The sequence below is a fragment of the Streptomyces sp. HUAS 15-9 genome (assembly GCF_025642155.1).
Classification (GTDB): Bacteria; Actinomycetota; Actinomycetes; order Streptomycetales; family Streptomycetaceae; genus Streptomyces.
This window is the reverse complement of record NZ_CP106798.1, coordinates 5067144-5081776: the sequence shown is the minus strand read 5'-3', so window position 1 is coordinate 5081776 and position 14633 is coordinate 5067144. Positions and strand designations below refer to the sequence as shown.

General features: G+C 70.8%; 11 protein-coding genes and 1 riboswitch. Of the genes, 5 read left to right on the top strand and 6 right to left on the bottom strand.

Annotation, left to right across the window (positions count from 1 at the left end; all coding sequences use genetic code 11):
• Positions 1 to 205: 205 nt before the first annotated feature.
• Positions 206 to 1183 (bottom strand): CHRD domain-containing protein, encoded by a 978-nt coding sequence (locus tag N8I87_RS23480; RefSeq protein ID WP_263211468.1) that lies wholly within the window; start codon positions 1181 to 1183, stop codon positions 206 to 208.
• A gap of 124 nt (positions 1184 to 1307) precedes the next feature.
• Entirely contained in the window at positions 1308 to 2318 is a 1011-nt protein-coding gene (locus tag N8I87_RS23475) for a polyprenyl synthetase family protein (protein ID WP_263211466.1), read from the bottom strand.
• Positions 2319 to 2579: 261 nt separating this feature from the next.
• Between N8I87_RS23475 and N8I87_RS23470 the strand changes: the two genes are divergently transcribed.
• A complete protein-coding gene (locus tag N8I87_RS23470; RefSeq protein ID WP_263211465.1) occupies positions 2580 to 4607 on the top strand; it encodes a CocE/NonD family hydrolase in 2028 nt (675 codons plus the stop codon).
• A gap of 261 nt (positions 4608 to 4868) precedes the next feature.
• Positions 4869 to 5050, top strand: a riboswitch (cyclic di-AMP (ydaO/yuaA leader).
• 5 nt (positions 5051 to 5055) lie between these two features.
• Complete coding sequence (locus N8I87_RS23465; protein WP_263211463.1) at positions 5056 to 5550, top strand: transglycosylase SLT domain-containing protein; 495 nt, start codon at positions 5056 to 5058, stop codon at positions 5548 to 5550.
• Between the two features lie 44 nt (positions 5551 to 5594).
• Here N8I87_RS23465 and N8I87_RS23460 read toward each other — a convergent pair whose 3' ends face one another.
• The gene (locus tag N8I87_RS23460; RefSeq protein WP_263211461.1) at positions 5595 to 6401 is read right to left on the bottom strand and encodes an HAD family hydrolase; all 807 of its coding nucleotides are present in this window, start codon (positions 6399 to 6401) and stop codon (positions 5595 to 5597) included.
• 162 nt (positions 6402 to 6563) lie between these two features.
• On the opposite strand from N8I87_RS23460, the gene N8I87_RS23455 reads away from it, so the two are divergent.
• Complete coding sequence (locus N8I87_RS23455; protein WP_263211459.1) at positions 6564 to 7184, top strand: hypothetical protein; 621 nt, start codon at positions 6564 to 6566, stop codon at positions 7182 to 7184.
• Positions 7185 to 7226: 42 nt separating this feature from the next.
• Here N8I87_RS23455 and N8I87_RS23450 read toward each other — a convergent pair whose 3' ends face one another.
• On the bottom strand, positions 7227 to 8429 hold the full coding sequence (locus N8I87_RS23450; RefSeq protein ID WP_263211458.1) for an FAD-dependent oxidoreductase: 1203 nt from the start codon (positions 8427 to 8429) through the stop codon (positions 7227 to 7229).
• Positions 8430 to 8497: 68 nt separating this feature from the next.
• Entirely contained in the window at positions 8498 to 9745 is a 1248-nt protein-coding gene (locus N8I87_RS23445; protein ID WP_263211457.1) for a carboxylate--amine ligase, read from the bottom strand.
• 232 nt (positions 9746 to 9977) lie between these two features.
• Here N8I87_RS23445 and fahA point away from each other — a divergent pair, with 232 nt between their 5' ends.
• Positions 9978 to 11198, top strand: coding sequence for a fumarylacetoacetase (fahA, locus tag N8I87_RS23440; protein WP_263211456.1), 1221 nt, complete (start codon positions 9978 to 9980; stop codon positions 11196 to 11198).
• Positions 11199 to 11678: 480 nt separating this feature from the next.
• Positions 11679 to 12617 (top strand): M56 family metallopeptidase, encoded by a 939-nt coding sequence (locus N8I87_RS23435; RefSeq protein WP_263211455.1) that lies wholly within the window; start codon positions 11679 to 11681, stop codon positions 12615 to 12617.
• Between the two features lie 6 nt (positions 12618 to 12623).
• Here the strand turns inward: N8I87_RS23435 and recQ are convergent, their stop codons facing one another.
• Positions 12624 to 14621: a DNA helicase RecQ gene (recQ, locus tag N8I87_RS23430; RefSeq protein WP_263216613.1), complete on the bottom strand. Its 1998-nt coding sequence runs from the start codon at positions 14619 to 14621 to the stop codon at positions 12624 to 12626.
• Between the last annotated feature and the right edge of the window lie 12 nt (positions 14622 to 14633).

The following is a 14633-nucleotide window of genomic DNA, read 5'->3' as shown; positions in this document are numbered from 1 at the left end:
CCTCGCACTCTGTCCCACCCTGAGCCGCCATTCTCACCCGAATCGGTGAGGAGTGGTGATTTCCGTGGTTCCCAGTTGACCAAATCGGCCGTGCGGAAGCGTCACCCCGCGGGCTCAACTCCGTGTACGCCTGGGGTATGACACAGGAAGGCGGCGCCTCCCCCGACCCGTAGGGGTCGGTCGCGTGGGAGACGCCGCCGTCGGCTCAGTGCGTGCGCACGAACACGTAGTCCGCCTGGTAGGGCACACCGACGATCTCGCCCGGTGTGCAGGAGCCGGCCGGGGCGAGCCCGCCGACGGTGTTCAGCCGCAGGATCTCGCCGGTGCCGGCGAGCAGCCCGTGGTGCTTGCCGGACCGGGTGGCCCTGAGGTCGAGCTCGGGGATGTTGCCGTCGCCGTTGGGTGTCTTGGTGATCAGGGCACCCGTGACGGCGCTCCCGTCCGGCGCGATCCACTGCGGGGTGCCGGAGTTGGGCTTCACGAAGGAGTGCCGGATGTGCCCGCCGAGCCGGGCGTCGACGTCACGCTGCCCGAAGGCGTACCCGCCGCCCTCGGCCGCCTTGCACTCGTAGATCTGCCTGCCCTTGACGACGGAGGCCTGGAAGCTGCCGAGAACGTGCCGGAAGTCGGTCGTGGTGGTGACCTTGTGGAGCTGTCCGCGGACGGCCCCGCCCGGGAACTTCGCGGTGTGGAGATTGGCGTAGAAGGAACCGGGGTCCTCGGTGAGCTTCTTGAGCAGGGCGGGGTCGTTCACCGTGACGGTGCCGGTGAGGCTGTGCCGGCCCTTGGGAGCCTTGCCGTACCGCCCCTCGGGAGCCTTGTCGAGCAGCTTCCCGAAGTCGATCCTGACGCCGCCGTTGGTGCCCTTGGCGCCCTGGTGGATGTGGAGCTCGGTGGGCCTGCCGGTGCCGCGCCAGGCCACGGCGACGGACACCTTGTCCCCCTTGAGCTCGATGAATTCCAGCGCCGCGCCGGCCTTGTCGCCCACGGCGGGGCCGCCTTCGACCGGCACCTCGTTGGCGCCCCGGAGGCTCGCGGCGAGGATGGTCGTCTCCTTGCCGGTGTGGCTCTCGGTGGCGGAGGCCGGGATCGCCGCGGCGGCGACACCGGCGGACGCGGCGATAGCGACGGCGGTGGCGACGAGGCCCTTGCGGCGCGCGAAGAACGCTCCGTTCATACCCATGATTCTGTTTTCTCCCCGTATGCGGCTGACGCCCCCTGCGTCAGCTTCTGGGCATAGGTACGGAAGCAATCTTAGATTGGACTCAGTCCACAAATGTGACGTGCGTCATGCCGTTCGGCGGGAACTACCCGGCCCGGTGCACCACCGCGTCGCACAGCTCCAGCAGCGCGGCCTTGGCGTCGCACTCCGGCAGCGGGGCCAGGGCGGCCCGTGCGTCCTCCGCGTAGCGCACGGTGTCGCGCCGGGCGTGCTCCAGCGCCGGATGGTCACGGAGGGCGGCCAGCGCCTCGGCGTGGCGCGCGTCGTCGGTCAGGTCGGAGTCGAGGAGCTCGCACAGCGCGATGTCCTCGGCCAGCCCCAGCCGCGCCGCCCGCTCCCGCAGCCGCAGCACCGGAAGGGTCGGGATGCCCTCGCGCAGATCGGTGCCCGGCGTCTTCCCGGACTCGCGCGAGTCGGACGCGATGTCGAGCACGTCGTCCGCCAGCTGGAAGGCGACACCGAGCCGCTCGCCGTACTGGGTCAGCACATCGACGACCGTCTCGTCGGCCCCCGACATCATCGCCCCGAACCGGCACGACACCGCCACCAGCGAGCCCGTCTTGCCGCCCAGCACGTCCAGGTAGTGCTCGACCGGGTCCCGGCCGTCCGAGGGCCCCGCCGTCTCCAGGATCTGGCCGGTGACGAGCCGCTCGAACGCGAGGGCCTGGACCCGCACGGCCTCGGGACCGAGGTCGGCGAGGATCTGCGAGGCACGGGCGAACAGGAAGTCACCCGTGAGGACGGCGACCGAGTTGCCCCAACGGGTGTTGGCACTGTCGACACCGCGGCGCACCGCGGCCTCGTCCATCACGTCGTCGTGGTACAGCGTGGCGAGGTGCGTCAGCTCGACGACCACGGCCGAGGGCACGACACCCGGCGCGTACGGGTCACCGAACTGGGCCGCGAGCATCACGAGCAGCGGCCGGAACCGCTTCCCGCCCGCCCGCACCAGGTGCTGGGCGGCCTCCGTGATGAACGGGACCTCACTCTTGGTGGCTTCGAGCAAGCCTTCCTCGACAGCCGCCAATCCGGCCTGGACATCGGCTTCCAGAGCCTGGTCCCGCACGCTCAGCCCGAACGGCCCGACGACGGTCACGAGGGGTCTCCTGTCTGCTGGTGTCTGCTGGCGATTACACGGTTTGTCGATAGGTCGCTGCCATCACTCAAGTCAGCGTATCCGGTCAGGTTTCGATCACCGCTAGCGCCCACCGTTACAGCCCAGGCGGTATCGGACCACGACCGGTATGTTTTTGATCAGTCGATATGGATTGTTTTTTATCGACTCACCATGATGTGACATTGCTTGTCCCTATATACCCGCATGTACCCGGTCCGCCAGCGCCACGGGGTCGCCCCCATGCACATCCGTACGTCCTTCCCCTACGAGACCACGCACGACGACATCCGCGTCCCCCTGCCCGACGGGACACGGCTGTACGCGCGCGTATGGCGGCCCCTGACGGACGAACCCGTTCCGGCGCTCCTGGAGTACCTCCCGTACCGCCTGACCGACTGCACCGCGCCCCGCGACGCCCAGCGCCACCCCTGGTACTCGGGCCATGGCTACGCCTCCGTCCGGGTCGACGTCCGCGGGCACGGGAACAGCGAGGGCCGGCCGGCGGACGGCTACTCGGGGACGACGGCGGCCGACGGGGCCGAGGTGGTGAACTGGCTGGCCGCGCAGCCCTGGTGCGACGGCGGCGTGGGCCTGTTCGGCGTGTCCGGGGGCGGCTTCGACTCCCTCCGTGTCGCAGCCCTCGCGCCCGAGCCGCTCAAGGCGGTCGTCACGGTGTGCTCCACGGACGACCACTACGACAACGACGTGCACCGCCTGGGAGGTTCCGTTCTCGCGGCCGGCACGCACGCCCGGTCGGCCGCGCTGCTCGCCTTCGCGTGCCGGCCGCCCGACCCCCGGTACGCCGGTGAGGCCTGGCGGGACATGTGGCTGGAGCGCCTCGAGGCCGTCGGCCCCCTCGCCCACACCTGGCTCGCGCACCCGACCCGCGACGACTACTGGCACCGGGCCTCGGTCCGTGAGGACTACGGCGCGATCAGGGCCGCCGTACTGGCGGTGGGCGGCTGGCACGACCCGTACCACGACACGGTGCTCCGTCTGGTCGAACACCTCCCGCGCGACCGCGTCCGCGGCATCGTCGGCCCCTGGCCGCACGAGTACCCCGACCGCGACCGGCCGCCCGGCCCGGCGATCGGCTTCCTCCAGGAGACCCTGCGCTGGTGGGACCGCTGGCTCAAGGACGGCAGCCCGTCCGACGGCGCCTCCGCCCCGGCGGACCCCCTGGACCGGCCGCTCCTGCGCGCGTACGTCCTCGACTCCCGTCCGCCGGCCACGACCTACGACACCCTTTCCGGCCGCTGGGTCGGCGAGCCGCAGTGGCCCTCACCCCACGTGACGAGCATCACGCACCGGCTCCGGGGCGCCCCCGTTCTCGTGCGGTCCCCGATGCACACCGGCATCGACGCCGGCCGCCTCGTCCCGATCGGGAACGACGCCGACCTGCCGCCCGACCAGCGGGAGGAGGACGCCCGTTCGGTCTGCTTCGAGTTCGCGGTGACGGAGGAGACCTGGGTGCTGGGGCGGCCCGGGGTGCGGCTGCGGCTGACCTCCCGGGTGCCGCGCGGCCAGGTCGTCGCACGGATCTGCGACGTCGCCCCGGACGGCGCCTCGACGCTGGTCGCCCGGGGCGCGCTCAACCTGTCCGCGCGCCACGGCGACGACCGGTCGGTGCCCTGGACGCCGGGCACCACGCAGGACGTGACCTTCGAGCTGAGCGGCATCGGCCATGTCTTCCCGCCCGGCCATCGCATCCGCCTCGCCGTCTCCTCCGTGTACTGGCCCTGGCTCTGGCCCGAGCCGGACTCGGCGGCGGGCTTCACCCTGGACCCGGCGGGCAGTTCGCTCGAACTGCCGGTGCGCGAACGGACGCCGGACCCGACGATCACCTTCGAGGAGCCGGAGCAGGCGGAGCCGCTGGGCAGCAGTTTCCCGCCCACGCTCGACGAACCGCGCCCCGAGCGGCTGGTGGTGCGGGACCTGGCGAAGGGCGAGTGGCGTCTGGAGGTCGACCCGCGCCACGGCGGCACGCGGCAGTACCCCGACGGACTGGAGTGCACCGAGGACGCGCGGGAGACGTACACGATCACCGAGAAGGACCCCCTGTCGGCCCGCACCCACTCGGAGTGGTCGATCCGGCTGCACCGTCCGGAGTCGGCCTGGGACACGACGGTCAGGACCCGGTCGGACATCACCTGTGACGCGGAACACTTCCTCGTCTCCGACGAGGTGATCTGCGCGGAGGGCGGCGAGGTGGTCTTCCACCGGACGTGGGAGAAGCGCGTCCGGCGGAGCCCCGTGAACCCCCTGTGACCTGCATGTCTGATTTGCCGTGAATGTTATTCCGTGAGTTGGGTCACGCCACCTCATGTCGGCTCACATCCACCCAAACACCCGTTTGCCCTTTTCCCACCGGCCAGTTGAGGCTGTGCAACCGCAAAGGATCAAGTGCCCCATACGCCTCACACCAAGGTCAATCGGTGCGTTCTGTGAATCAGGTACTTGTTCCCGACATGTGCTCTCGCATAGCTTCCGGGCCAGTCAGGCGGAACGCCGAATCCTGCCGCCGCCCGACGTAACCCATCGACGAACTCATTCGCGTAGGCAGGAGCGGGGGACCCAGGTAGACCGCCGGACCGGACGACACACGTCGCACGGAACGGCTCGGGGTGAAGTCGCGCAGCCTCAGGGCGGCACGGCCGGGCACCTCCCCGCCCGAACCCGACAGCTCACCTCGCAGGCGACGGAGAGGAAGTCCCCCATGTTCGCTGCCGCTCAGCCCCGCCGCACCAACCGCCTCGTCCGCAAGCTCGCCGTCGTCGGCACCGGCGCCGCGGTGCTCGCCCTCCCGCTCATCGGCGCGACCACGGCCTCGGCCGCCCCCGCCGCCACGCCCGCCGCGGCCGCCACGGCCGAGACGACCCTGGCCGGCTACCCGAACAACCTCGACGGCTGGATCCGTGAGTCCCTCGCCATCATGAAGGAACGGCACATTCCGGGCTCGTACAACGGCATCTACCGCAACATCATGCGTGAGTCGTCGGGCAACCCGCGGGCCATCAACCTGTGGGACTCCAACGCGGCCAAGGGCATCCCGTCCAAGGGCCTGCTCCAGGTCATCGACCCGACGTTCAACGCGTACCACGTGGTCGGGACGTCGTTCGACATCTACGACCCGGTCGCCAACATCACCGCCGCCTGCAACTACGCGGCCGCGCGGTACGGCTCGATGGACAACGTCTTCGGCGCGTACTGACGGACGTTTCGGGGAGTACCGGCGGCCCCCCCGAAACGGGAGAGCTACGCGAAGAGTCTTTCGAGGACGACGGCGATGCCGTCGTCCTCGTTCGACAAGGTGATCTCGTCGGCCACCGCCTTGAGTTCGGGATGGGCGTTGGCCATCGCCACACCGCGGGCGGCCCAGTCGAACATCGGGATGTCGTTGGGCATGTCCCCGAAGGCGATGGCCCGCCGGGCGCTCAGCCCCAGGTGTTCGGCGGCCAGCGCCAGACCGGTCGCCTTCGTGATGCCGCACGGCTGGAGTTCGACGGTCCCCGGCCCGGACATGGTGACCGTCGCCAGCGAACCCACGACATCACGGGCAGTCGCCGCCAACTCGTCGTCGGACAGCGCGTGATGGCGGAGCAGGACCTTGCTGATGGGTTCGCACCACAGATCGTCGCGCCGCTGGACCCGTACGGCGGGCAGGGTGGGGTGCGGCATCAGATACCCCGGCTCGATGAGCGTGAGCCCGTCCACCCCGTCCTGGTCGACGGCCGCGTACACCTGACCCACCTCGGCCTCGATCTTGCCGAGCGCGGTCTCGGCCAACTCCGGGTCCAGGGTGACCGACCACAGCAGACGGTCCGCGCCGGCGTCGTACAACTGCGCGCCCTGTCCGCACACCGCGAGCCCCCTGCTGCCGAGTTCATCGAGCAGCGGCCGTACTCTCGGCGCCGGGCGCCCCGTCACCACGAGGTGCTGCGCACCGGCCCCCACCGTCCGCGCGAGCGCCGCGCGGGAGCGGTCGGAGAGGGTGTCGTCGCCGCGGAGCAGCGTCCCGTCCAGATCGGTGGCGACGAGTGAATAAGCGGGGGGAGCGGCCATGATCAGAGAATACGGACAACATGCCGCCGCGACTCATCCCTGTCCCAGCCGTTGTTCTCAACCCCACGGGGTCCGCGCGGAGATGCTGCCACCGCCCGTCGTCAGTGGTGCGCGTTAGGTTGCTGTCACCGCGCCGAGGGAGCCGAGGAAACGGGGGCGGATGTGGTGACGGACCGGCGGGACGTCTTCCGGAGGTATCTGCGCGAGGCGGCGCCCGCCGTTCTCGCGCGCTTTCCCGAGGAGTCGAGGCCCGAGATCTACGCCCTCTCCTTCCGTATCTGGCGCATCGACTACGACGAGCGCCACCCCTATGTGGCCATCGGCTACAACACCGAGACCCAGTGCGAGCTGGAGAAGCGCCACGGGGACCCCGGTGAGGCCCGCTGGCACTACGCGTGCTGGCTCCTGGACGGATTCGAGATGCTCGGCAACGTCCCCGAGGACCCGGTCGGCGCACCGCTGTACGTCGAGGAGGTCAAGGAACTCGGCCTGTGGTTCGACGGTGACCGGGACGACGACGAGGGGGACCGGGACGACGACGAAGCGGGCGACATCGAGGCCAAGCGCGATCTGCTCGGCCTGCACTTCGCCGACGCCTGTATCGATCTGGCCCGCCATCTGCACGAAAGCGGGGACATCGAGCGGCTCTTCGGCCGTCCGCTGCCCGTCGTCGTCTTCGACATGGACTGCCCCGAATGGGAGATCGAGGCCACCGAGGCGGCCAACCCCCCAGAGCTGATCGAGGAGTTCCTGGCGTGGCAGCGGACGGCCGGGGAGGGGTAGCCGGCCGTCCCTGCCGTCCGCCGCTGCCGTCCGCCGCCGCGCTCAGCCGTGGGCCGCCGCCAGGTGCTTCGCCAGCCGTGGGGAGGCGAACTCGGTGCCGCAGACGAAGCGCATCACCGGGCCGTAGGACCCGGCGGCCGGCAGGCCGGTGAAGTAGAGGCCGGGGACAGAGGAGACAAAGCCGGCACCGAGCTTGGGGGTGCCGCGGCTGACCGCGAGCCGACTGCGGAGCTCATGGCCGAGGAAGTCCATGGCCGCGATGTCCACGCGGTAGCCGGTGGCCGCGATGACATGGTCGGCGGTGAGCCCGCGGGTGGCGCCGGCATGGGTGCGGACCGTGAGGACCGGGCTGCCGTCGGAGACGTCCGCGCCGACCACCCGCTCGACCTCCTCGACCTGCACCTTGCCCTCGAAGCGGTCACGCAGCCACCACGCGCCGAGCGGGCCGAGGACCCGGCGGACCAGATAGTGGCGGGCCTGCGCCGGGAGATAGCGGTAGGGGTGGGGGTAGTAGCTGAGGGCCCACAGGGACCAGGCCCGGCCGAAGGGGGACTCCGGGCGCAGCTTCGGCTGCTTCCAGGGCGGGGCGCCGAAGGCGACCGTGCCGTGGCCGCAGGCGACCACCCGCACCTGTGCGCCCGCCTCCGCCGCCAGGGCGGCCGTCTCCAGCGCGGACTGGCCCGCGCCGATGACGATCAGCTCCTTGCCCTTGAAGGGGCTGAGGTCGTGATGCTGCGAGCTGTGGGACACCGGGCCCGTGGGGGCGGGTCCGTCCGCCGCCGCCTTCGCCAGCTCCGCCGGGAAGTGGGCCAGGCCGGACAGTCCGGTCGCGACCACGACCGCGCGGGCCGCGAACGACTCCCCCGAGTCCAGCTCGAGTTGGAAGCCACCGCCCGTCCCACGGTCCACGGAGAGCACCCGCACCCGCTCCAGTTCGGGCAGGAGAGTGCGCTGGAACCACTCGCCGTAGGAGATGAAGGTCTCGACCGGGATGATGTCCTCGTCGGTCACCAGCCGGCGGATGCCCGCCGCGTCGCAGTAGTCGGCAAGAGTGTGGCCCCGCTGGGGGCAGTCGATGCTGGAGGCTACCGGGGTCGACTTGAGGAACATTCCGGCGGGCATGTGGTCACGCCAGCTCACCATGGGATCGCCGAAGGCGCGCACGGGGATGCCGCGCGCCCGCAGATGGGCGGCGGTGGACAGGCCGAACGGTCCGGCACCGAGGACTGCTACCGGTTGAATCACGAAGTCCCTCCCCAGGACGTCTTTTCGTCACTTCGTGGTCCGGTTCGCACAGTCGGGACGAGGAACGTCTAGCTGCCCGAACCGGTCGTACTGCCACGGCGGTTGGTACGCCACAGCTGATACAGATGCTTCGCGCCCGGTCGCACGAAGCGGGCGAGCATCGTGAAGAAGGGCAGCGGGTCGTCACCCGCGAGCCAGGCCAGCTCCGTCCCGCTCGCCCGCGCCGGCGCGTGCGGCGTCGTATAGCCGCTGCGGCGGTAGGCGAGGAGGGCGGGCAGGTCGATGTTCTCCACGATGTACCGGTGGCCGGCGCGCTGTTCCCCCTCCGGGACGGTGCGCCCGGTCAGATGCAGATGCATGGCGCGTACGACGTCGACTCCCGACTCGTTCTCGAAGAGACGGAACTGGGCGCCCATGCGCGGGTTGAAGTCGAGGAGTTTGTACTGTCCGTCGCGGCGGTCGAAGCGCAGGTCGAGGTCGATGATGCCGCTGAAGCCGATCTGCTTGATGAAACGCGTGGCAAGGTCCGCGAGTTCCGGGTTGTCGACGACATAGGCGTTCGCCGTCATGCCCGCGTGCGGCGGCCATGAGCGCACCTTGACGCCGGTGAACATGGCGAGCGGGGCCGAGTCGGCGTCGAAGCAGGCGTGCACGATCCAGTCCTCGGCCTCCTCCCTCGGCAGGTACTCCTGAAGAATCACTCCGGGGTGTTCGCCCCAGTCGCGGGCGAGCGTGAGCAGGCCCTCGCGGGTGGCGATCCGCGTGGTGCCGTTCACGGCGGGCCGTTTGCGCCGTACGAAGGCCTCCCGGTTCTTGGCCACCACCGGGAAGCGGGCCTTCTCGGCGAAGTCCGCGATCTCGTCGTACGACTGCGGGAAGGACGCCGTCGGGCTGGGGATGCCGTGTTCCACGCACAGTTCGTGCAGCCCCTGCTTGCTGGCCAGGCGGCGCGGCAGGCCGGGGTCGACGGGCGGAAAGAGGAAAGTGTCCTTGAGCGCGTCCTGGTGCTCGGCGATCAGGACGGCGGCCTCTTCGTCGGTGGGGATGAGCACGCTGGGGCGGCCGATGCGGGCGCCGATGCGGAGCAGCCCCTCCACGAGGTGCTCCGGCTCCTCGGCACCGCTCGTCGGCCACACGAACGCGCGTTTGAGATACCGGGAGGAGGCCGCAGGGGTGTAACGGTCCTCGGTGATCGCGTACATGGGGACACCCAGACGGCCCAGGCTGCGGATCGCGCCGACGCCACCGTGGTGCAGCGGGTAGTCGCCGAACTTGACGATCAGGCCCGGCACACTACGGTCCGCCTCGAAAGGCACGCTGACGGCATTCCTGGCCACGGGTCCCCCCACGTGTCCCCCTACGGACCGGATCGACCCCGTCCGTGTCCCCAAAGGACGCTAAGCCGGAATTGGCCCCTCCGACAAGGCCTATTCGGACATTGCGAACTCTTTAGACACTGCCGAAGACGGGTACGCCCCCGTAACGTGTGGCGCGACCACATGGAACGTATGGCCATGCATGGCACGGATGAGAGCGAGGCAGACCCCCATGCCCCCCTTCGACGTCCCCGAGGGCGACCCCTTCGGTCCGCACAACCTTCCGTATGGCGTGTTCTCGCCCGCCGGCAGCCAGGAGCGGACCGTCGGAGTCCGGCTCGGCGACCACGTACTCGACGCCGGCGCGGCGGCGCACGCCCTCGGTTCCCCGTACGCCTCCCTGCTCGCGCAGCCGACCCTCAACCCGCTGCTGGCCGCCGGCCGCACGGCGTGGTCGGACGTCCGGCGCGCGCTGACGGCATGGGTCACGGTGCCCTCGCACCGCGAGACGATCGAACCGCTGTTCCACCCCCTGTCGTCGGTGACTCTGCATCTGCCCTTCCAGGTCGCCGACTACGTCGACTTCTACGCCTCCGAGAACCACGCCCGGAACGTGGGGCAGATCTTCCGCCCCGACGCCGAGGAATCGCTGACCCCCAACTGGAAGCACCTGCCGATCGGCTACCACGGCCGCTCCGGCACGGTCGTGGTGTCGGGGACGGATGTCGTACGGCCCTCCGGTCAGCGCAAGTCGCCGAACGACCCGGCGCCCGTCTTCGGTCCGTCCGTCCGGCTGGACATCGAGGCCGAGGTCGGCTTCGTGGTGGGCGTGCCGTCGGAGAGGGGCAGGCCGGTGGCACTGGGCGACTTCCGGGAGCACGTCTTCGGACTGTGCCTGCTGAACGACTGGTCGGCACGGGACATCCAGGCCTGGGAGTACGTCCCCCTCGGACCGTTCCTCGGCAAGTCCTTCGCCACGTCGGTGTCGGCGTGGATCACCCCGCTGGAGGCGCTGGACGAGGCACGGGTGGCGCCGCCCGAGCGGACATACCCGCTGCTGCCGTATCTGGACGACTGTGCCGAAGCGGTGGAGCCCGGCGGCTACGACCTGCGGATCTCCGTCGCGATCAACGGTCACGTGGTGTCCGAGCCGCCGTTCTCCACCATGTACTGGACCGCCGCGCAGCAGTTGGCGCACATGACGGTGAACGGGGCCTCGCTGCGAACCGGTGACCTGTACGGCTCGGGAACCGTGAGCGGTCCGGTGGAGCGCGAGCGCGGCTCACTCCTGGAGCTGACCTGGAACGGCCGGGACCCCCTCGAACTGCCGGACGGAAAGCGCACATTCCTGGAGGACGGCGACGTGGTGACACTGTCGGCATGGGCACCGGGCGCGGGCGGCCTCCGGGTGGGCCTGGGCGAGGTCGGCGGGCGCGTTGTAGCGAGCAGTTGACACAAGTTCCCCCGGGGTACTGGCCGGCGACGCGCTGACGCCGCCGCCCCGGGGAGCGGCCCCGGCTCGAACTCGCCTCGCTGACCAGGAGGTTCGTTGCGGAGGCGCGGACCATGGGGGCGGACGAGGTGGAGGTTCTGAGCGCTGTGCGAGGGGCGTTGCGGGAGCAAGGGACGGTGGCACGGGGGCAGGTGGAAGTCCGGAGGCGGCGGCGCGGCGGCCGGCGGAAGCCCGGGTGCGGTGGCGGGGGAATCCGGGGTGGCGGATAGCTGTCGACTCCTGACTCCGGGGGGCCGTCACCGTCATACTGTCGGGGCACAGCACAACCCGGCGTACGACAGCGGTACGGCGATCGTGTGCCTGTCGCGCCACCCGCCGCATCACCGACGTACGGCCGCGCCCTCCGCCGTACGAGCCGCCGCACCACCCCGGCCACCCGCCACCTGCCCCTGTCTCCGACCAGAAACCGGAGCCCCTGGCATGACCGTCTGTCTGCTCCTGCTGAGTGTCGTCGCCCTGATGGCGGCCGTACCGGCGCCGCGCGCACTGACCCGGGCCGTGTGGCCCGAGCGGGAACCGGTGGTCGGGCTGTGGGTGTGGCAGTGCCTGGTCGCCACCGTGCTGCTGTGCTGCCTGGCCGCGCTGATGCTGGGGACCACGGCCGTCTTCCACACCGTGCGCGACCGGGTCTTCGCACCCGCGCCGCCCGCCGTCACCGCCGCGTACGACCTCTCGGTCGCCCCGGTCTGGGCCGTCGCGCTCACCGTGCTGCTGGCCTGCGGCGCCGCGTGGACGACGGCGATGCTCGCCCGTGAACTCGCCGACGCCCGCAGGCGGCGCGGACTGGCCCGGGCACACCTGCGCGAACGCGCCCCCGACCTGCCCGCGGGGCTGCCGCCCGCGCGCGGGCCCATGCTGGTGCTCGAGGACGAGTACCCGGACGCCTGGTGGATGCCCGGGCACCCGCCCCAACTGGTCGTCACCACCGGGGCCCTGCAACGGCTCACCGACCATCAGCTGGACGCCGTCCTGACCCATGAGCGCGGTCATGCCCGCGCCCATCACGACTGGCTGCTGCACCTCTCCACCGCGCTGGCCACCGGCTTCCCGCGCGTCCCGCTCTTCGCCCACTTCTGCGACCAGACCCACCGCCTGGTCGAACTGGCCGCCGACGACACGGCGTCCCGCCGCTGCGGCCACCTCACCACGGCCCTGGCCCTGATCGAGCTGAACCAGCACCGCGGCGTCCTGTCCTGCGCCTCCAGCCACCGCCTGTTGGGCGAGCGCGTCGACCGCCTCCTGAAGCCCCCACCGCGGCTGCTGCGCAGCCAGCGGGCGCTCACGACGACGGTGGCCACGCTGGTCCCGCTCCTCCCGTTGCTGATCACGTTCGCTCCGGGTCTCACGGCGCTGTCCTGATCCGAGCTAGATCCAGTCCTCGCGCTCCGGCTCCATGTCCATCTCGGGCCAGTCCTCGTCCGGGGCGTGGGCGGTCGCCGGTGCGGTGGCGGCCGGGGATGCGGCGGTGGCTTCGGCCGGGCCGTCCATGGAGGCCAGCACCCCGAGCACGCCCTCCCCGTACGTCGCCAGCTTCTTCTCCCCGACACCATTGACCGTGCCCAGCTCGGCCACCGAGCCGGGCCGACGGCTGACGATCTCCCGGAGCGTGGCGTCGTGGAAGATGACGTACGCCGGAACGCCCTGCTCACGGGCCTGTTCGGCGCGCCAGGCACGCAGCGCCTCGAAGGCGGGCAGCAGCTCGTCGGGCAGCTCGGCCACGGCGGCCTTGGGCTTGCGCTCACCCCGGCCGGACGAGGACGACGTGGTGCGCGCGGCGGCCGGCTTCTTGGGCTCCTTGCGCAGCGGCACCTCCCGCTCCCGCCGCAGCACCGCCCCGCTCGTCTCGGTGAGGACCAGCGTGCCGTACTCCCCCTCGACCGCGAGCAGCCCCTGTGCCAGCAACTGCCGGACGACGCCCCGCCATTCGCCCTCGGCCAGGTCCTCGCCGATGCCGAAGACGGACAGCTGGTCGTGGTCGAACTGGATCACCTTGCCGGTGCGCTTCCCGAGCAGGATGTCCACGATCTGCACGGCGCCGAACTTCTGTCCCCGCTCCCGCTGCAGTCTGACCACCGTCGACAGCACCTTCTGCGCGGCGATCGTGCCGTCCCAGGTCTCCGGAGGGGTCAGGCAGGTGTCGCAGTTGCCGCAGCCCGCGGGTTCGGGGTCCTGGCCGAAGTAGGCAAGCAGCTGGCCGCGACGGCAGCCGGCCGTCTCGCAGAGCGCGAGCATCGAGTCGAGGTGGGCGGCCGCCCGGCGGCGGAAGGCCTCGTCGCCCTCGCCGGACTGGATCAGCTTGCGCTGCTGTATGACATCGTTGAGGCCGTAGGCCATCCAGGCCGTGGAGGGCAGTCCGTCACGGCCGGCGCGGCCCGTCTCCTGGTAGTAGCCCTCGATCGACTTGGGCAGGTCGAGGTGGGCGACGAACCGTACGTCCGGCTTGTCGATGCCCATGCCGAAGGCGATGGTCGCCACCACGACCAGGCCGTCCTCGCGCAGGAACCGGGACTGGTGCGCCGCGCGTGTACCCGCGTCCAGGCCGGCGTGGTAGGGCACCGCCTCCACGCCGTTGCGGCTCAGATACTCGGCGGTCTTCTCCACCGAGTTCCGCGAGAGGCAGTACACGATGCCCGCGTCGCCCGTGTGCTCCTGCCGCAGGAAGGCGAGCAGCTGCTTCTTGGGGTCGGCCTTGGGCACGATGCGGTACTGGATGTTGGGCCGGTCGAAGCTCGCCACGAAGTGGCGGGCCGTCGGCATACCCAGGCGCTGTGTGATCTCCTCGTGCGTCGTCCGGGTGGCCGTCGCCGTGAGCGCGATCCGCGGGACGTCCGGCCAGCGCTCGCCCAGGACGGACAGGGCCAGGTAGTCGGGGCGGAAGTCGTGGCCCCACTGGGAGACGCAGTGCGCCTCGTCGATCGCGAACACCGCGACCTTGCCCCGGGACAGCAGGTCCAGGGTGGAGTCCAGGCGCAGCCGCTCGGGCGCCAGGTACAGCAGGTCCAGCTCGCCCGCCAGGAACTCCGCCTCGACCACGCGCCGCTCGTCGAAGTCCTGGGTGGAGTTGATGAACCCGGCGTTCACACCGAGCGCCCGCAGCGCGTCGACCTGGTCCTGCATCAGCGCGATCAGCGGGGAGACCACGACGCCCGTACCGGGTCTGACCAGGGCGGGGATCTGATAGCACAGCGACTTTCCGCCGCCGGTCGGCATGAGGACGACGGCGTCGCCACCGGACACCACATGCTCGATGACCTCTTTCTGCTCACCGCGGAAGGCCTCGTACCCGAAGACCCGGTGGAGTGTGGCCAGCGCCTCGCTGTCGGTCGCCCCTGGCATCTCGCTGATCCCGCCCGTCCCACCCATCGTCGTGTCCCC